Raw genomic sequence first — 17,953 nt, 5'->3', positions numbered from 1 at the left:
TGCATGCCTCCACCCCTCTTTCGTTCAATTTCCCTCATTTAAATAGGACAGCAGCGCAGACTTCGGAACTCTCAACTGACGCCCGATTCTGATTCCGTGGATCCGTCCACAGCGTACCAGTTCATATGCTGTGTTTCTTCCGATACGAAGGGCCTCCGCAGCTTCAGGGACGGTCAGTACCAGCGGCAGGCTGTCAAGGGAACTTGTGTTTGCGTGGATCATCATGAAACCCTCCTGATATATAATCGTAGTATTTTTATCCCCCTCTCCAGGGGTCTTCTATATGCTTTCTGATAAAACCAGCTTACCACGAAACCCCATGCTTTTTCGCTAGGTGAACGGGCACAAATAAAATAAAAAATCCGCCCGCAGCCTTTTGAACTGCGGGCAGGTTTCGGAACTGGTTGTATATACTTTTAAAATCCCCGGGGCAGGAGGAACCCGCGGTCACTGTCGGATTCCGTGCCATAGAGTGTTTGGTGGATCTTCTCAAAAAGCTCTTCGGTGACATTGGCGTTTCTGAGCTTCTTCAGGCTCTGCTGATCCGCTTCTGATTTTTTGGAAGGGATTCTGGTACTGCCAATCATATCTTCCACAACAGGATCCTCCTTTGGCAGGCACCCCCGAAAATAGAAACCCTTCTTTTCTCTGTCGGCAGTATACGGGGCAGTCTTGGCGTTGCGCATAAGCACCTCTGTGCGTACGATGGTATCGGCACATAGGAAATTATGTACTTGGTTTTCTGCCGCGCGCATGAACTCTGCTTCCTCGATATCATCTATATTGGAAAAGTATCTTTCCGGATCCTCCAAGGTGGTTCCCATTGTGTCATGGAGACACTTTTCAGCAAACCACATCTTAGATTTGGAGGAGATATTGACCCCAATCATCAGCAAGTCGGTGAAGAAATAGTACTCGAACTGTCCGGCGGCAAATTGACGCCACCCCTGTTCTGTTTCCGGGCAGACCACCGGCTGCTTCTCCGGATAGGCCAGATAAATCTGACGCTCCAGCTGAAGTTCCTTCATTCTGCATTGATTGTCAACCTGCCGGATCACATTCCGAATGGAAGCTGCTCGCCAATAAATGGCCGGACATCTGATAATGTTCTCCCGGTGTTTTCGCAGTAATTCACAAATGATTTTCAGGCGGCAGTCGGACCATGTTACGCTCCCTTTCCCTTCCGCCTGTTCGTCAGACGGCTTTACCCCCAATTCCGCTAAAAGCGCCGTAATCTCCACAGTCAGAGAAAGACCGGTGCACATCTCAAAATACCAGGCGTCTTCCTCCTGAAAACCCGGGACAGCTTCCAGCTGTCGGTGGTCCGGCAGGCATCGGACGTAGTATTGGAACATGTGTACATGGGTCGCTTTGCTGCCATATGTAATAAATCTCTGAAAAGCTTCCAGCCGGCCTTTTTTGCAAAACGCGGGCACGGTGATCACATTTCCGTCATTCAGATCGTCCTGCCGCCGGATTGTCACGCCAAACCATGCAGCCTCCCGCTGTGCTACTGGCGTTTTGTCAAAAATCGACTGATAGCACTCCGGGCATTCAAGCTCCCGGATGAGAGCTGTTTCCGGCTGTATCTTCTGACAGTCATGCAAATAGAGCAGAAGCGGGGCATCATACAGCAGAAAATAATTCTTGGGCGTCATCTTGTAATAGAAGACCTGCTGCGGTTGCTTTTGGCAGAATTCTATGACCATATTCTCAACGCTTGCATGGGTCCGCTCAAACCGGTCTTCTTCAGCTTCACAAAACTTCCGGACTTCGTTATTTGTGCGCTCTGAAAGGTCAATATGCTGCAAGGCATAGACTTCCTTTATCACGGGATATCCCTGGCTGTCGAACCATTTGACCTGCTGGCTGCCAATCACTGCGCGCCATGTCATAAAATGCCTGAGCCATTGATAATCATTACGCAGATCGTTTTCCGGTTCCGGTGTGCCTTTCGACCATGCAGGGCGGCCGGCTGCAGCTTTTTTCCTCCACTCTTCTCCATAGCTGTCGCCAAGGTCAAACAGGCTTTGCTCCATTCTGTATTCGTCCATATTGCTGTTACCTCCAAGCTGTTTTGATTGTATCGCATGATTGTGAAAAATGCTATGCCTGCTGCTAAATTACCGCAGGTATTCTGAAAATTACCGGAGAATTGCCGCTGTTTTGCTTTGCCCGACTCCTGATTTAGCACAGGATTTCGCATCTGCCGCACATGGAAGCACCTACTGCGGCGGCACGCAGTTCAACAGAAGACGCCCCGTCTGGTCCGTGTACAGGAACTGTCCCACCTGCAGTCTGCGGATCAGATCCTCACATTGCCGGGTCTGCGCCGAATTGGGGCACAGCGCCCGGGCAAGCGCATGGATATTCCGGTCCCCCGGATAGAAATACGCCCGCAGAGCAGCCTGCTCCAATGCGCAGACCGCATTTCTCCTGTTGAGCCACTGGGAGGCAAACCAGCCGTTGATATGGTACTTCCGTCCTTCACGGAGGATCCTGAGCAGCATACTTGCCTCGTCGAAGCAGAACCGCTGACATTCGTCCAGCTGCACAACAATGGGGCATGTGTCCTGCTGTGCCTGGAGCTTTTCAGCCCACAGATCCGACAGCAAAAGCTCCGTTACCAACACCTGAGCCGCTCTGTCCTGGATCGTGTCAAACTGCAGAATTGTGATTCCGGGCTTGTCCAGGCCCCAGTCGCAGCCCTCCTGACTGCAGGAAAACATACGGCCCAAGTCTTTCAGCCGGATGAGAGATGCCTGCATTTTCGAAGCCCGGGACTCATCGGATTCGATAAACGAGGCCAGCGCCTCAAAGGAGGGCTGAAACGCCGCGGATGTCATGAAATCGGTCAGCGCGCTCCGCAGATACAGCGGCTGCGCAGAGCCACGGAACTGATAGGCATCCAGAATGGCGCCTGTCAGCCTGGCGGATGTATCCGCGCTGTCTTCCGTATAGACGGCGCTGAGCCTCAGAGAGCGGAAGGGATTGATCCGTGCCTGCTGGCGGACATCCCGGACATCAACAGCCGCTGCGCTCCGTGCAAACAGGCTCCGGGCGGTCTCTCCGCGAAAGTCGCCGGAGTAATCGAAGACATACGCATGTACGCCCTGCTCCGGCAGCTGGGCCAGAAGATTCCGCATGGTAAAGCTCTTTCCGCGCCCGGATTGCCCCAGCAGCGCGATATGTCCGTTGCTGGCATTCTCCCAACGGAGGGGCACTCCCGCTGCGGAGCACCCCAGATCAAGCCGATAATCCATCTTCTCTCCTCCTCACGAAAACAGCGGCGGTTCGCCCAGCTTTTCAAACCGGCTGCGATCAAACTGATAGACACGGATGGTCTGCGGCTGGCCATACACGTTGTATCCGAGCATACGGGTCATATAGGATTGGGCATTGACCGCCTTGCCTTTCAGATAACCCTTCTCCCGCAGATCCCGTTTCACTGCGGCGGGATTGCATCGCGCCTCCTGACAGATCTGATGAAAGGCACTGCGATCCAGGGCAATGGATTCCTGCCCGTAGAAGACGGTCCCCTGTGGATCTTCTCCGGCCCCGCAGCGTCCATATGGACACCGGACCAATCTGCCGTCACGGATCATTTGTCTGCCGATCTCAATGAAGATCTCCGCGAGCCCGTCCAACGTCTCTGCCTGATCGCTGTTTTCCTCCAACGTCCGGAGAAACTCGTTCAGCCAGTCGCCCTCATCCAAAGGGGCGCATCCCACGCTGTTCAGGAATCCCTGATAGAAATCTTTCACGCCCAGCAGAACCCCCAGCAGCTTCCCGGAAGCCGCAGGCAGATCATGCTCACCGGCAGTGACCCTGGCAAAACGAAGTCCTTTCCGGAGCAGTCGTTCCAGTTTCTGCATCTCCCTTGCCGCATACGCGGCGAAGGCAGCCCAGTACTCCATCCGGAAAGTCCCTCTGTCCAGAAAAGCAAGGCACGCCTTCTGACAGAAGTCTGTACGCGCTGTCTGAACGGGCAGTACTTCCGGTTGGGTACTCAGCAGAGACCGCTCATCGCCCAGAATGATCATCAGCGTATGGATCGGGACCAATCCGCGCTCACGATGCTTTCCCGCGGATTTGATCCGGCCGGTCCGAAGCGCCGTCCGCAGGACCTTCAAATTTTTTAATGCGGCGCCGCTCCCGCAGCCTTCGCGGATGAGCAGGGGACGGTCCTTGCGGGATGCCAGCTCCGCGGCAAAAGCAGCTTCGTTTGCCTCCATCGAAAGCACACCGTCGTCACCGAAACAGGCCAGTTTCTCCAGGTAGTCCTGCGCCGCGGCATCCGGTATGGTAATATGGAGACCGTATTGGAAGCAGTCGCCGCAGATTTCTTCGATAGGCGTTGCCAGAAAAGCCGCATGTATCCAGAGCAGCAGCGTCATCCGCAGTTCCGGACGGCCGATTCCCTCAAAGTCCTCGTTCAGCTGTTCAGCCGCGACTTTTGCGGCCGCAGGCTGAATCTCGGGCAGCGCCATGAGTGTCGGAACGGGGAGCGCTTCTCCTGCACAGGTCCGGAACGACCGGAAGAGTTGAAACCTCCACTGACCGTCTCCCTTTTGCCATCCAGAATAGAAGGGGACAAGAACCCGTTCCATCTTCTGACTGGCAATACTGCGCAGAAGGGTGGCAACCTGGGACACAGATCCGAAGGGAATGATCCTGCCGCCGGACAGCACCTGAAGCTGATTGAAAAATGCCTGGTTGTTCAGAAACTCTTTTTCCCGCAGCAGGACAGGGTCCTTTCCGCTGATCTTCACTTCAATGAGCGGTTCCTGTGAAAAGCAGTCATCAAAGTACAGATAACGGACCTTCTCGAAGACAAAGTCCGTGAATTTTTCCAGCTTTCCACTGCGGAGCGTTGTCCAGTAGGCCGCACCCTGTAACTGACATGCCTGCTTTAAGGCGTATTCCTTCATTGTCTTCTGCTCTAACCGAAATCGCAGCCCGTCGATCTCACTCTGGAACCGGCTGATTGTCTGTGCATCTGCACAGTATGGAACCGTTATTACCTGCGGCGGTGCTGATTGGGGTACATATGGCCCGTTGGGGTATCCTCCCTGCACAGGCTGTCCACGATAATCCATTCTTTCGACCTCCTCCGATCTTTGACGAAGACTGTTGTTTCGCTTACTCCGTCTGCGAAAAGTATACCTTGTTTTCCACTGACATTCTTTCGACTGGCGGGCACAATTTCAAAAAGAAATCTGCCCGCAGAGAACATGAGGCCAGAAGCATGGATATGGTATGATAAAATCATCAATGTCCTTATTACATCTCTTCCGTTCAAACATCTATGTAATGCTTAAATTATCTCAGGAGGTTTGAGCCATATGTTTGAACAAGCCGAAGATCTGCTGACAGTCCCGGAGGCATGTGAGCTGCTGCGGATCGGCCGCGGGGCCATTTACCCGCTGCTGGCCAGCGGGCAGCTGAAAGCCTTCCGCAACGGACGCGTCTGGCGGATACCGAAAGACTCTGTCATCCTGTTTATCCGCCGGAACAGCGGACTGGAAGACTGACGCAGAAATGCTGTGGCCTGAACCGGCCACAGCATTTCGCTTTTTACTGTAGTTTAATACGAGTGGTAGTATTTCGTCGCCGCGTGGTCTTTCACCGTATAAAGCGTCAAGCCATAATCATGTGCAACCCTTTTTGCGTATTTTTCATATTGATAATAGTCCGCCTTGCTTCCGGAAAACTTCTTTCCGTCCACATAGGAGACCGTATTCATGACAAAATGCAGATGCGGATGCTCACCGCCGTGGACGGCATATATAATTTGATATTGGTCCTTGTAGTATGCTGAAAGCTGCGCGCCCATGTGATATAGCGCTGTTATGCAGTCACAGTGATGCCGGCGTTCCAATCCGCACAGCTCATACTCCGCAAATGCAATGGTCCAATGCCGGAGGCGGACCCCCTGATTGTTATGGAACAGCTTCGCCAGCAGCTCCATCTCATATGCGGCGTGGCAGGGGTCTACCGCCCAGCCGCCAACGCAACCGCCGGTCTTTTCCGGATTACAGATATAGCCGATGACGTCCCAGAGCGCGTCATCATCTTTGTACTTCTCATCATACGGGCTGTTGGGCGCATTCTCCGTAATAAACTTCATCAACGCCATATCAGCAGCCTCCCATGATCGCTATGGTCGCCCGCCGCCAGTCCCTGACCTTTTGCTGCAAGGCGTCCAGGTTCCCGGTCTCCTGCACAGTATTCTCCAATCTGCACAGCTGCCCCATCAGGAGGCTGAGCTTCCGGTCATTTCCGGGTACAGGACGCAGAGCGGATTCGATAAGATACCGGTTCACACTCATATTGGCCGCTTCCGCTCTCTTTCGGATCGCTTCATATTCTTCCGGTGTAGGTCTTACTGTAATTTTGGATTCCTTCATGATTTCAGCATTCCTTTCAGTTGATCTCGGGTGACGGCACACTCACGTATGCCCTCTATACCCTTATACGGGTGTCGCAAGGGGAAGGACGATGACGTCACTTCCCCTTTGGGTTCCCCGTTACTGTCATGTTCATTTGAAATCATTCTTTACTCTCAGAGTTTCTGAAAGGCGCTGAGAGGTCATCAGAGATTGGAGTTTTCAGCAGAAACAGAATTTATTAAGAGGGAATCCCCCTAAAAGAAATCCACTGGCGACACAGGAGAGACGGACAGGAGCACTCCTGCCCATTCCTGCCGTTTGACCGTCTCCTATGATCGCACAGCCAGATAGACCGACACGCCGAGAAGGCAGCCCTCTGCGAAGTTACTCAAGGCAGTTCCTGCCAGCAAAAAGAATCCGGGCATTTGATTTTTCCTCCCTTCAGACTTACGCGTTCTCCATGACGTGATCCACCACCAGGAGAACCGTCAATGTCGTGACAAACCCCGCAACTGTCCAGCCCATTCAAACCACCTCTTTCACTCTCCGATAAAATGTACTGGACTTCATGTCCAGCCGCCGCATAGCCTCTGCGGCGGTGAGTTCTCCGCTCCGCCACAGAGCGACTACCTGATCAAACCCGGGCCGCTGGACGGGCTTCCGGCCCCGGTAAACACCATTGGCTTTCGCAATGGCGATGCCCTCCCGCTGGCGCTGCAAAATGTACTCCCGTTCCAGCTCCGCCACGGCGCCGAACACCGTCAGCATGAATTTTCCGGTGGGCGTGGTGGTATCAATTGCCTCCTTTTTGCTGACGAACTCCACGCCCTTTACTGTCAGCCGCTCCACCAGCTCCAGCAGATCTCGGGTGTTCCTAGCGAACCGGCTGATGGACTCCACGATGACGGTATCGCCCTTGCGGACGTATTCCATCATCTTCTGCAACTCCGGGCGGTTGGTATTTTTACCGCTCATACGGTCGATGTAGACTTCGTCCACGCCCAAGGCTTCCATCAGGGCCTCCTGACGGATGGTATTCTGTTCCTGGGTGCTGACGCGGATATATCCGATCTTCGTTTTCATCATCTCCTTCAAGCAGAAAAAGAAGCTGTTGGAGTGTCATCCAACAGCTTCTTTCCTTAAAAACTCTTTTGATTGTCCATTCGGCAGTCTACAACGGCATCCAGATAAATCGTCTCTCCGTCCACCATAAAGAGTGCCTTATAGCGTTTTGCAAACAGCGCTTTCCGGTATTGCCCCTCGGGGAGATTCAGGTCATCCTCCTGCGGGAACTGATACGGATTCTCTTTCATACGCCGCAGGACATCCTCAAATTCCTTGTAAAACGCCTTTGCGGCAGGAATACTGACCCGCGAAAGGAATTCCGTATGGCGCAGTATCATTTGCTCCACCCGTCTTGCGAAGACGATCCTGTACTTAGCCATTCTGCCCGGCTTTCTCGATCAGGTCCCGCATATCGGCCAGAACCTCTTCAGACTCCCGCCCGGTATAGCCCTGCGCCCGGTCAGTCTGGGCGGCCAGCAGATCCGCATAGACAGCGCGGCTGGAGTCCAGGGAGAGCGACAGCGGAACGGCCCGTTCCCGGACGATTTGCTGTAAGAACATATTGACCGCCCCAGTCATGTTCATCCCGAATTGGGACAGGATCTGTTCCGCCTGATGCTTCAATTCAGAATCGACCCGAATGCTCATATTGGTATTGCCCGGCATCAGAAATCACTCCTTCATGCACTTAATTGTACTGCGTTATATGTGCACTGTCAATACGGAAAATATTCCGGGTCTTGGTGTCCCATCAAGGGCGCCAATGTAGATGTATCTGATCTTCGCCTTTATCATTCTTCTGGTAATTGGATTCAGGTAGGCAGAGGAGATGCAGGCGGCTGAAGATGAAGATGTGATGCGCATTTCTGAGCGCCTGATCCAGCAGAACCGCGAGGCCTATGAAATGCTTGCAAAATGAAGCAGATGAGCAAGAGGAAAGTCCCATTAGGGTCACCGACGCAGATGGCACATGCCAAAATGCGGAAACCGACCCTAATGGGACTATTTTTGTATGTCCCAATAAGGTACACCTCAGCGGGACAACTTACAGGCAGGGCAGGACGAACAGATCCCCGCCTACGTTGAGAAACATCTCCGGCATAGCAAAGTGCTCCAAATAGGTTTTCACCTGCTGGTCATCCAGGCCCTTAAACCGGTCGCTGTCCGGCGGCGCGGCGCAGAGGAAGAACGTGCCGGAGATGATGTCATAGACTTCCCCCGCGTCATCCCGCAGGGTACGGTTCTGAGGCAGGCCCAGCAGCTTGCCCTCCGCGTTGCAGATCAGGGCTACCGGATCGTCAAACGGATAGACCGCCTCAATGCTTCCACCCACGATTTTCTGCATGGCTTCCAGCCCAGCATCGATCTCCTGTACGACAGGCTTTTTCTGCGGCTCGACAACGATTATTTTCATAAGCTCTCCCTCCTACGCGATTACCAGACGTCTGCTGGTGACGGACTTGCTGTACTGTCGGAACAGATCTGCATGGGTCAGCTTGAACGCCGTGCTGTCGAACCGGCTGCTGACAACGGTCTTCCACATGACCTTGCACTCCAGTCCGTTGAGGACATCCGTGTTCTTCAGCAGCATGGCGGCCTTCAGGGACTCCTCCACATCCGCAATGGCTGTCCGTACCTCGGCCTCCAGATTCCGCAGTTCCCGCAGCTCCTTTACCTTGGCGTCGATCTCATTGGCACTCATCAGTACATCCCTCCATCATACAGAAACTCTTCCACCTCATCGGTGGTAAAGCCGGACGCCAGCATACGGTCTACCGCGTCCGGTGAATAGCCATAGCAGCAGGCCACGGATTTCAGTTCGTCCAGGTACTCTTTCTCCGTGGTTTGCTTTTTGCCGGTGTTCTTCCGACTGTCCGGCCACAAGGGCCAATAGCCCCACGGCAGGATCAGGTTGGATGCGTCAAAGGCGGACATGGCCTGCTGCCCGGATGCTGTGATTTTCAGAATATCTCCGCACTCCAATGCGATGCGCTCCGGCTTGCCCAGCGGCAGGCGCAGACGGTTCAGTGCCCTTGTCAGGATGGCCTCTGTAGAGGCGTAGATGTACACTCCATGGCGGGGATAGTGATACAAACACAGCGGATTGTCACCCTTCACGAAATAGAGATTCTCATGTTCATCCAGTACGGTAAACGCAAACGTGCCCTCGACCTGCTCCGCCATGTACTTGAGGCTGGAGAAGTCGAGGGCTTTTTTCTGCTCGATGAGTTGGACGGCGATGTAGCTGTCGGTCTCGATTTTCGTCTTCGGCAAGCCATTGCTACACCGGAGAAGCCGGTCATTATACAGAATACCGTTGTGGGCCAGCGCGAATTTGCCGTCTTTCATATTTCCAGAAAATGGATGGTTATTTCTGTTCCTGACGGCGTTCCCCTGGGTGGCCATACGGGTATGGCCCATGATGACACGGCTGTCGCCCGGAATGCGGAAGCGGAGCTTGTGGGCCGCAGCAGGCCGTTTGTAGATGCTCAGGTGGCCGTTGGTACAATACGCGATCCCGGTGGCGTCCGTCCCGCGTTCCTCACACTCCGATGCCAATACGGAGAGAATATGGGACTTCTTCTTGGCACCGAAGTACCCACGGCAGTCCATCAGTCCAAACAGGCAGCACATCAGACTTCCTCCTCACTTTCCACCGGCTCGTTGACATACAGCCGCCGCTCCTTCAGATACCGTACCAGTTCCGGCTGGGTACATCCGGCGGCAAAGGTAGTCCACGACATGGCCTTCAGCTCATCATCGGACATGAAAAGAGCCACATCGCAGATCCTGTCCAGAAGCTGCAATGTGGCGATGAGGGTATTGTATTTGAGAGTGCCCCTGAAAATACGGAACTCGATGGTATCCGCGTTTTGCAGATTGACGCAGCTGTAGCGTCCGCCATGTCCGCCCTTCTTGGCGTGGTCCAGCAGCTCTTTCGGCTGCTCCTTGTAGCCGTAGCGGGCCGCCCAATGTTCCAGCTGACGCTGCGTCCGGCGGCTGAACTTCAAAAGCTCCTCCCAGTTCTTCTCAAAGAAGTACAGGATCCGGGCGATGACTGCGTCCTGTGCCTCCTCCGTGTCACCGAATGCGTTGCGGTTCACATGCACGTGGAGTCCGCAGGTCCCGGCCTGATGGCTGGTGTATCCCAGGGAGACGGCCTCCTGGAGGATTCTTGCCCAAGGCATTTTCTTCATGTGATAGTCCAGCGTCATGGGATGGGTTACCAGCTCGAAGCCGTCGTCCAGAGAGCCGTCATGCTTGCAGTACAGGTTTTCCACGCCGTTTCCGTTGGCAATCTCCATGACCTGCTGCGCGCTTTCATCATCCTCGCCGCCGGCATCGATCTCCAGTTCCACGCCGAAGTACCGAGGGCCATCGCCGCGAAAGATCGGGACGGGCTTGTAGTAGTAATCGTGGATGGCCTTCTCACGGCTTACGCGGGTGTGGCAGTCATAGCAGAGCGGAGTATCCTCGTCGCCATCCTCATAGTAGGCATCGTACTGATGGATGATCCGGCCGCAGTGTTCGCAGCTGGTGTAGTGCCGGTCATAGCAGGACTGGCAGAGAGGCATGTTGTCGTCACCGGCGTTGTCGTCCCGGTAGATGCGCTCGCCGCAGTGAGCGCAGATCACGGTTTCCTCATCGGCACAGGCTTCGCAGAGCTCATCATCGTCCACCAGGATGCGCTCACTCAGAGAATGGGGGTGCCCACAGTGACAGCAGGTAAAGGTGTGTTCTTCCATAGTAGTATCCTCCTGATTTTGGTTTAGACCCTGGTATGCCCAGGGTCATTCAAGAGGATAATATATCGTCAATTTACCATGAATTTACGAAATTGAGCGCTGTTCCTGATATAACATAAATTTTGGTATTATAAAACCGCCCTTGGGAAAACGCATCCTGAGCCCCAATTTATGGTCATTCGCCTGCTGGGATGACTAAAGCGGACGCATCTGCGGGAATACGCTTCCCGATCCTGAGATTCTCAGGCGGAGCATGAAAAAGCGGCAATACTATAATATATAACAATACAGCATGACTTCATTGATAGGAGATATTGGACATGGAAGAACACAGATTGACTTCGGAAAAGATTCAGGCGTATGACCATTGGCTCCGGCACGAGGAACGGGCGCCGGGTACCATCGAGAAGTACCTGCGGGATATCTGGGCTTTTGCCGCCTGCCTGGATGGCAAGGCCGTCACCCGGGAGGCTGTTGCCGAATGGAAGGAGGACCTGCTTTCCCGGCATTACGCACCGTCCTCCATCAACGCGGCCCTGGCCGCGCTGAACGGCTTGTTTCATTTCCTGGGCTGGGATGACTGCCGGACGCGGTTCCTCAAAGTACAGCGGAGGATGTTCCGGGATTCTTCCCGCGAACTGACACGAAGCGACTATGACGCGCTGATTGCCGCGGCGCGGGGCAGGGGGCAGGAGCGGCTGGCCCTGCTCATGGAGACTATTTGTGCCACCGGTATCCGTGTGTCCGAGGTCCGGTATATCACGGTTGAGGCGGCCAGACAGGGCCAGACGGAAATTGCTCTGAAAGGAAAGATCAGAACCATTATTCTGCCATCGCGGCTATGCCGGAAGCTGCGCAAATATGCCGCAAAACAAAAAATCGTTTCCGGTGAGCTGTTCCTCACCAGAAACGGAAAACCATTGAGCCGCCGCCAAATCTGGGCGGAGATGAAGCGGCTCTGCAAATATGCACATGTGGATCCTGCAAAAGTATTTCCCCACAATCTGCGGCATTTATTTGCCACGACTTTTTACCATACCTGCAGAGATGTCGTAAAACTGGCAGATGTACTGGGGCATTCTTCCATTGAGACGACTCGCATTTACCTCCTGACCTCCGGAACAGAGCACCGGCGGCAGCTTGACCGTCTGGGCCTGGTCTCGTAGGACAGAATCGACATTCCGCATATTTTTAAGATGCGATGATGTGATGAAACCTTAAAAATGGCAAAAAAATGAGCAGCTTATCATCCAATGAATGGATAAAAAGCTGCAAAAACTCAGCTGCAAAAAATTTCCTTTTTGCGGCTGAAATTATTGCGTTAAAAAACGCAAAGGGTCTTGAATTCAAATGGAAAATATGGTAATGTTACACATGAACGATGTAGCTATCTCGTATAGCTATGTGTGGCCATTGCGACAGAATGTCAATTCCGGGATAAAGAGGGCCAGATCTGTGAGGGACTGTGCAGCAGCGGCAAAAGCTCCGGAGGACTTCCGCTGGGCCCGATAAGACGACAGCGTCCTGCTGACTCCGGAGTTGATCGAGGAGTATCTGGAGACCTTGCAGGAGACCGGCTGCACGCCGAATACGCTGAACACCTACCGGATGAAGCTGACCCAGCTTTATCAATATCTGCCTGAAGACAAACGCATCCGGCCCGGCACGCTGACCCAGTGGCAGGACGATCTGCTGGATGCGGGCTATGCCCCCAGTTCGGTCAATGTCTCTACCGCTGCCGCCAATGGCTTGATCATTTACTGCGGGCACCGGGAGCTTCAGACGGAAAGACCGCTGAAATGCGACCCCACTATCCAGCCGGAACTGACCCGGAACGAATATCTGCGCCTGCTGTCCACGGCGAAGCTCCTGGAGAAAGAACAGGTGTACTTGCTGATCAAGGTGCTCGGCTCCATGGGCTTGGCGCTTTGCGATCTTCCCCAGCTGACCGTACAGGCTGTACAGGATGGAAAAATTCGGATTTCTTCCGCGATTCTGCATATCCCGGGCTGCCTACAGGAGGAACTGCTGGACTACATACACAGGAAAGGGCTTACATCCGGACCTGTATTTGTGACAAAGATGGGGAAGCCCATCAGACGCACCAGCGTCACGGCTATGATCCAGCGGCTGTGCCGGGATGCACAGGTTCCCTGCGACAAAGCCACGCCCAGGTGTCTCAGAAAGCTGTATCAGACCACACAGGCCAGCATCCAGGAGAATGTTGTCCTGCTGGTGGAGCAGGCCTATGACCGCCTGCTGGAAAAGGAACAGCTTACCATCGGATGGAAGTAGCAAGATACGCCTTTCAAAGCAAAAAAACGGGATCGCAAGGGCGAGGCTTCCAGGATAGAAAGCATCTCGGTCGGACCTGATGGCAGTGCGGTCCGGATGCTTCTGTCTATTTGATTTGTGCTGCATGGCCGGTACGTGGAGAAATCAGCTGTCGTGTACGCCGGAGAGGATTGCCCCCCTGAGTTCAGGGAATTCGGATGAAAAGGGCATTTCGACATATCATACGGAGATTCAACAGTCGGGCACCATAACAAAGCAGACAAGAGCCTTACTGACCGCGGCACTGACGGGAGGTGATGGAGTTGCGGAGGACGTTCCGTGATTACTGCATGGAAAACGGAAAAGAGGACTTGCTAAACGAGTGGCATCCCACGAAAAACAGTCCACTGACGCCGGACAGCGTTACTTACGGCAGCAGGCGGAAAATCTGGTGGAGTTGTCCGAAGGGCCATGAGTGGCAGGCGGCGATGTACACCCGCACAGGCAGCGGGACAGGATGCCCTTATTGCGCAGGACTGAAGGTCTGGCCTGGCGGAAATGATCTGGCGTCTGAAAGGCCGGATCTGGCCGCACAGTGGCATCCGACGAAAAACGGAAAACTAACGCCGGATCAGGTGGTTACCGGCAGCCATAAAGCAGTCTGGTGGGTCTGTGAGAAAGGACATGAATGGCGTGCCATGGTCGTGACCCGCACAGTGGGAAGCACCTGTCCTTATTGTGCCAACCGGGCTCTTTCGCCCGGTGAAAACGATCTGGCATCCGCCCATCCGGAGCTGATCTGCCAATGGCATCCAACAAAAAACGGCAAACTGACGCCTCAGGATGTGATGTCCGGCTCTCGACGAAAGGTGTGGTGGCGGTGCGAGTACGGCCATGAGTGGCAGGCGGCGATCTCCTCCAGGGCCGCGGGGGCTGGCTGTCCTGTGTGCGCGGGTAGAAGCGTTGTTGCCGGTGAGAACGATCTTGCCAGCCGCTTTCCGGAGATTGCTGCCCAATGGTACAGGGAAAAGAACGGGATCCTGCTCCCGGAATCCATATCGTCTTGCTCTAACCAAAAGGTGTGGTGGCGGTGTGAACTGGGGCATGTCTATGCGGCGACAGTGAGTTCCCGCACGATGCACGGCAGCTGCTGCCCATACTGCACAGGCAAGAAAGTCCTGCACGGCTTCAATGATCTTGCCACACTGGAACCCAAAATAGCTGCGCAGTGGCACCCCACGCTGAATGGAACGCTGACGCCGGAAATGGTGACTTTGGGGAGCCACCGAAAAGTCTGGTGGCAGTGCCCCGAGGGCCATGTATGGAAAGCAGTGGTCTATTCCCGGACGGGGCCGCAGAAATGCGGCTGTCCTGTGTGCGCGGGAAAAGTCAAGAGGAGTCACCTGTACCACCATGTGGAGATGATGGTAGATCAGAAGACCGTCCATCGTCAAAATCAGCTGTGAGATTCATTATTTTAATAAGGAGTGGATGTATATGAAACACATGAAGAAGATTTTGTCGTTTCTGCTTTCCGCTGCAATCGCATTTACGATGCTGCCAGCAATGGCACTGGCAGATGATGGGCAATCTAACACAGTTCAGCAACCGTCTGTGACTTTGGGAACCACCAAGCTGAATAGAGTTTTACTCGAGCAGGGAACACCCTCGGCTTATGTAGTTGATGCTCCCCAATATGATGGGGCGGTAGAAAAGAAGCTGAATGAGTCGGGCCAGGACAAAGTATTGCCCGTTTACTCATACAATGGCTATGTTTATACCCCTGTAAATTATGGTGTCCCAAAAGAAAAAAGTGTAGTGCTTTCCAATCCCGGCGTCATTGACAACTGCTCGTTCTCTCTGCAGTGGGGACTGGTCAGCAACGGTAAAAGTTATCCGTGTTTGGCATTTGAGTATCGCGGAGCAAAAGCCGGAACCACGAAAGTTACGCTGACCTTCTTCTATAACTTTGGCCTTACTGGGATTAGTGGCGGCCGAAATTGGCATCAGAAGACCGTGACTTTCAACGTTACTGTTTCCGATGAAGAAATTGCCAAGCCCGAGAAGCCCACGACAAGTGATCTTAAGAACTTCCGAAATTATGTAAATTCAACGAGTTCCTCTGAGGGAGCGGTCTATCTCTGGTGCAATAATTATGACCACCACGCCTGGTTTGATTATGTTACGGAGGTCGAGGGCGGCTATTCGCTGGGGGATGTTGTTGCGAACGATGGAAGCAGCACGAAAGCGCCCGCAGCCAAGTATCCCTGGATGTGTGAGATGACTATCAATGCGCAGGCCTATCTTGATGCGTACAATCACGAATGCAGCGGTGATTGGGGAACCCACTATCTGGCCGAAGAAGAGCCTGCAACGCAGACTGTCAAATGGTATAGCGACGGCAGCAAATGGTACTATCTCGCCAGTGACGCGCCGGTCTATATCGACATTACGCATACAGCTCCTGTGACTGAGTACACCGTGACCTACACCGACGGTGTGGACGACGAGACAGTTTTCGCTGACCAGTCTTATACCGTCAAGAGCGGCGATCCTACTCCCGCATTTCAGATTGAAGGAGTTCCCGCAGTTCCTTCCCGTGATGGCTATGTGTTCCTTGGCTGGACCCCCGAGATTGCCGATACCGTCACAGGGAATGTCACCTATACCGCCCAGTGGGAGGAAAAGCTGACTGACGTCACCCTGAAGAGCTCCATTCGTGAAGGCTCCCTGCTGTTCTTAAATAACGAATTCACTGTGACTGTGACTGCTAACACGGCCGCCAATATCGATCTTAATGCTGTTGCAATGAAAGGTGAGCCTTTCGAGCAGGTCGGCGAAAAACAGGTCAGCGAGGATGGCAAGACAGCTACGTTTACCTATCGGGTGAAACAGATCACCGCAGCTTACACAAAGTTGACCTTTACTGCTACTGCAACCAAGGGAACGCAGGAACCAGTCACGGGAAGCCTTTCTCTCGGCGTGAACCTGCGCAACCGCATCCATGTGACTCTGAAGCGGATGATGGATAACAGCGTCATCGATAATGCCACCGTTGTGCTGAATCATCCTTATCCCCAGTGGAACAAGTGTCCGAAGCTTACCTTTAAAAACGGTGAATACCGTGCAAATGACTGGGATATTTCCAATCAGCCGTTTTCCAGCGTCACCATTCAGCTCAACGGTCAGGAGTATTCCATTTCAAAGGATGTAAAGGGCCGGGACTTGAGCACTCTGTTTTCCGCCGGAACGGAAGAAGTTTACGTCGAATATGTCGTTGTGGACCCGATCAATGTCGAGATCATCGTTGATGGCGTATCAGTTGGGCATCAGGCCTATCAGGGTACAGCTGGTGAGACACTGAACTACAGCCAGCAGCTCAACAGCGCGATCCAGAACATTATTGCAGGCGGACGCACGATCCTTTCTTTGACAACTGAGGGGCTCACAGATGGAACCGCTACTTTTGGCCACTGCACAAATGTCACGGTTTCTATTACCACCGCCGTCAACTAATAAACGTTTCTCGGTAAAACCGAATTCTCCAGAAGATCAGAAGGTTTTCTGCATGACGCAATGTGATGCGCCTCCCGCTGATACACGCCGTGTATCAGCGGGAGAAAGCGCCTTAAAAACCGACTCGAGTTTTTTGGTATGATTCCTCCGCCCTGACGGGGCCGGAAATCACTCGCAGAGCAATCTGTGTTTATATAGATACATTTATACAAGGAGGAAAAAACAAACATGAAGCAAATCACAAAACGCGTAATGAGCGTAGCCTTAACGCTTATTATGCTGCTGTCGATTCTGCCGACAACGGCGCTGGCAGCGAACTTGCCCAAAGGCTGGACTGACATAAAGCCGACCGGTTCTGTTGTTACTGTGTATGGAACGACAACTACCTATGGGCAAGAAGGAACTGCTATTAAATCGGGGCCAACTTACAGAAACAAGTGGTATAAGCAGATTTCCCCAGAAAAGAACACTAATAATCAATCCTATACAATTCCTAAAGAAAATGAACTGTTTGAGATTGCTGAGGGTTGGAAGTTGGCGTATGTTTCTGTTGCCGCTAATAGCAGTGGAAAGAAGCAGCCGGGGAATTCAATTTTGTTGAGTTCCAGTGGCGCATCGTTGGTCTATTATTTCGAGAAAATTCCCGCTCCTGCTACGAAGGACGTAACGGTTGTCTTCTACGAGAATGTCGCTACGAACGAAGTCAGCAGAACGACCATCAAGGTTGATGCCGATGCTACCTATGTGAACACCGGCGCCATGACTCTGCCCGAGGGCTATGAGTTTGCTGGTGAGACTGGCGATCTGCCTATCCGTGACGGCTATGTCTACGTTTCCGTGAAGAAGACTGCTCCTGCTACGAAGGACGTAACGGTTGTCTTCTACGAGAATGTCGCTACGAACGAAGTCAGCAGAACGACCATCAAGGTTGATGCCGATGCTACCTATGTGAACACCGGC

19 protein-coding genes are annotated in these 17,953 nt (G+C 53.3%); 6 read left to right on the top strand and 13 right to left on the bottom strand.

Features of this window, described 5'->3' with window-relative positions:
• Positions 1-24: 24 nt before the first annotated feature.
• The 4 genes from ACTNBU_RS07560 to ACTNBU_RS07545 all read right to left on the bottom strand — a co-directional run bounded on the left by ACTNBU_RS07560 (position 25) and on the right by ACTNBU_RS07545 (position 5,099).
• Positions 25-222 carry a helix-turn-helix domain-containing protein gene (locus tag ACTNBU_RS07560; protein WP_441032362.1) on the bottom strand — a complete coding sequence of 66 codons (198 nt, stop codon included), beginning with the start codon at positions 220-222 and terminating at the stop codon, positions 25-27.
• A gap of 194 nt (positions 223-416) precedes the next feature.
• Positions 417-2,054 carry a hypothetical protein gene (locus ACTNBU_RS07555; protein WP_441032318.1) on the bottom strand — a complete coding sequence of 546 codons (1,638 nt, stop codon included), beginning with the start codon at positions 2,052-2,054 and terminating at the stop codon, positions 417-419.
• Between the two features lie 171 nt (positions 2,055-2,225).
• Positions 2,226-3,263, bottom strand: a complete 1,038-nt coding sequence (locus ACTNBU_RS07550; protein ID WP_441032315.1) for an ATP-binding protein — start codon at positions 3,261-3,263, stop codon at positions 2,226-2,228.
• 12 nt (positions 3,264-3,275) lie between these two features.
• Positions 3,276-5,099: a hypothetical protein gene (locus ACTNBU_RS07545; RefSeq protein WP_441032312.1), complete on the bottom strand. Its 1,824-nt coding sequence runs from the start codon at positions 5,097-5,099 to the stop codon at positions 3,276-3,278.
• A gap of 246 nt (positions 5,100-5,345) precedes the next feature.
• On the opposite strand from ACTNBU_RS07545, the gene ACTNBU_RS07540 reads away from it, so the two are divergent.
• A complete protein-coding gene (locus ACTNBU_RS07540) occupies positions 5,346-5,534 on the top strand; it encodes a helix-turn-helix domain-containing protein (protein ID WP_441032310.1) in 189 nt (62 codons plus the stop codon).
• Between the two features lie 53 nt (positions 5,535-5,587).
• Here the strand turns inward: ACTNBU_RS07540 and ACTNBU_RS07535 are convergent, their stop codons facing one another.
• The 9 genes from ACTNBU_RS07535 to ACTNBU_RS07495 form a co-directional block, all read right to left on the bottom strand.
• Positions 5,588-6,139: a relaxase/mobilization nuclease domain-containing protein gene (locus ACTNBU_RS07535; protein ID WP_441032307.1), complete on the bottom strand. Its 552-nt coding sequence runs from the start codon at positions 6,137-6,139 to the stop codon at positions 5,588-5,590.
• A 1-nt stretch (position 6,140) separates the two neighbouring features.
• Positions 6,141-6,410 (bottom strand): plasmid mobilization protein, encoded by a 270-nt coding sequence (locus ACTNBU_RS07530; RefSeq protein WP_441032304.1) that lies wholly within the window; start codon positions 6,408-6,410, stop codon positions 6,141-6,143.
• A gap of 507 nt (positions 6,411-6,917) precedes the next feature.
• The gene (locus ACTNBU_RS07525; protein ID WP_441032301.1) at positions 6,918-7,478 is read right to left on the bottom strand and encodes a recombinase family protein; all 561 of its coding nucleotides are present in this window, start codon (positions 7,476-7,478) and stop codon (positions 6,918-6,920) included.
• A 53-nt stretch (positions 7,479-7,531) separates the two neighbouring features.
• Complete coding sequence (locus ACTNBU_RS07520) at positions 7,532-7,837, bottom strand: type II toxin-antitoxin system RelE/ParE family toxin (protein ID WP_441032298.1); 306 nt, start codon at positions 7,835-7,837, stop codon at positions 7,532-7,534.
• The gene (locus ACTNBU_RS07515; RefSeq protein ID WP_441032295.1) at positions 7,830-8,123 is read right to left on the bottom strand and encodes a type II toxin-antitoxin system RelB/DinJ family antitoxin; all 294 of its coding nucleotides are present in this window, start codon (positions 8,121-8,123) and stop codon (positions 7,830-7,832) included. The genes ACTNBU_RS07520 and ACTNBU_RS07515 overlap by 8 nt, the downstream gene beginning before the upstream one ends.
• Before the next feature lie 379 nt (positions 8,124-8,502).
• A complete protein-coding gene (locus ACTNBU_RS07510; RefSeq protein ID WP_441032292.1) occupies positions 8,503-8,871 on the bottom strand; it encodes a DUF3846 domain-containing protein in 369 nt (122 codons plus the stop codon).
• A gap of 12 nt (positions 8,872-8,883) precedes the next feature.
• Entirely contained in the window at positions 8,884-9,159 is a 276-nt protein-coding gene (locus ACTNBU_RS07505) for a hypothetical protein (protein WP_441032290.1), read from the bottom strand.
• Complete coding sequence (locus ACTNBU_RS07500; RefSeq protein WP_441032288.1) at positions 9,159-10,091, bottom strand: class II glutamine amidotransferase; 933 nt, start codon at positions 10,089-10,091, stop codon at positions 9,159-9,161. The genes ACTNBU_RS07505 and ACTNBU_RS07500 overlap by 1 nt, the downstream gene beginning before the upstream one ends.
• Positions 10,091-11,203, bottom strand: coding sequence for an amidoligase family protein (locus ACTNBU_RS07495; protein WP_441032286.1), 1,113 nt, complete (start codon positions 11,201-11,203; stop codon positions 10,091-10,093). Before ACTNBU_RS07495 ends, ACTNBU_RS07500 begins: the two co-directional genes overlap by 1 nt.
• A gap of 320 nt (positions 11,204-11,523) precedes the next feature.
• On the opposite strand from ACTNBU_RS07495, the gene ACTNBU_RS07490 reads away from it, so the two are divergent.
• The 5 genes from ACTNBU_RS07490 to ACTNBU_RS07470 form a co-directional block, all read left to right on the top strand.
• Complete coding sequence (locus ACTNBU_RS07490) at positions 11,524-12,369, top strand: tyrosine-type recombinase/integrase (protein ID WP_441032359.1); 846 nt, start codon at positions 11,524-11,526, stop codon at positions 12,367-12,369.
• Positions 12,370-12,742: 373 nt separating this feature from the next.
• The gene (locus tag ACTNBU_RS07485; protein ID WP_441032283.1) at positions 12,743-13,498 is read left to right on the top strand and encodes a tyrosine-type recombinase/integrase; all 756 of its coding nucleotides are present in this window, start codon (positions 12,743-12,745) and stop codon (positions 13,496-13,498) included.
• 329 nt (positions 13,499-13,827) lie between these two features.
• The gene (locus ACTNBU_RS07480) at positions 13,828-14,943 is read left to right on the top strand and encodes a zinc-ribbon domain-containing protein (protein WP_441032280.1); all 1,116 of its coding nucleotides are present in this window, start codon (positions 13,828-13,830) and stop codon (positions 14,941-14,943) included.
• A 31-nt stretch (positions 14,944-14,974) separates the two neighbouring features.
• Positions 14,975-16,993 (top strand): hypothetical protein, encoded by a 2,019-nt coding sequence (locus ACTNBU_RS07475; protein WP_441032278.1) that lies wholly within the window; start codon positions 14,975-14,977, stop codon positions 16,991-16,993.
• A gap of 228 nt (positions 16,994-17,221) precedes the next feature.
• Positions 17,222-17,953, top strand: a 732-nt coding sequence (locus ACTNBU_RS07470; RefSeq protein WP_441032275.1) for a hypothetical protein, incomplete at its 3' end; no start/stop codon positions are given.

Source organism: Dysosmobacter sp. HCP28S3_G4, from assembly GCF_052065175.1.
Taxonomy (GTDB): domain Bacteria; phylum Bacillota; class Clostridia; order Oscillospirales; family Oscillospiraceae; genus Oscillibacter.
This window is presented reverse-complemented; position numbering and strand designations above follow the sequence as displayed.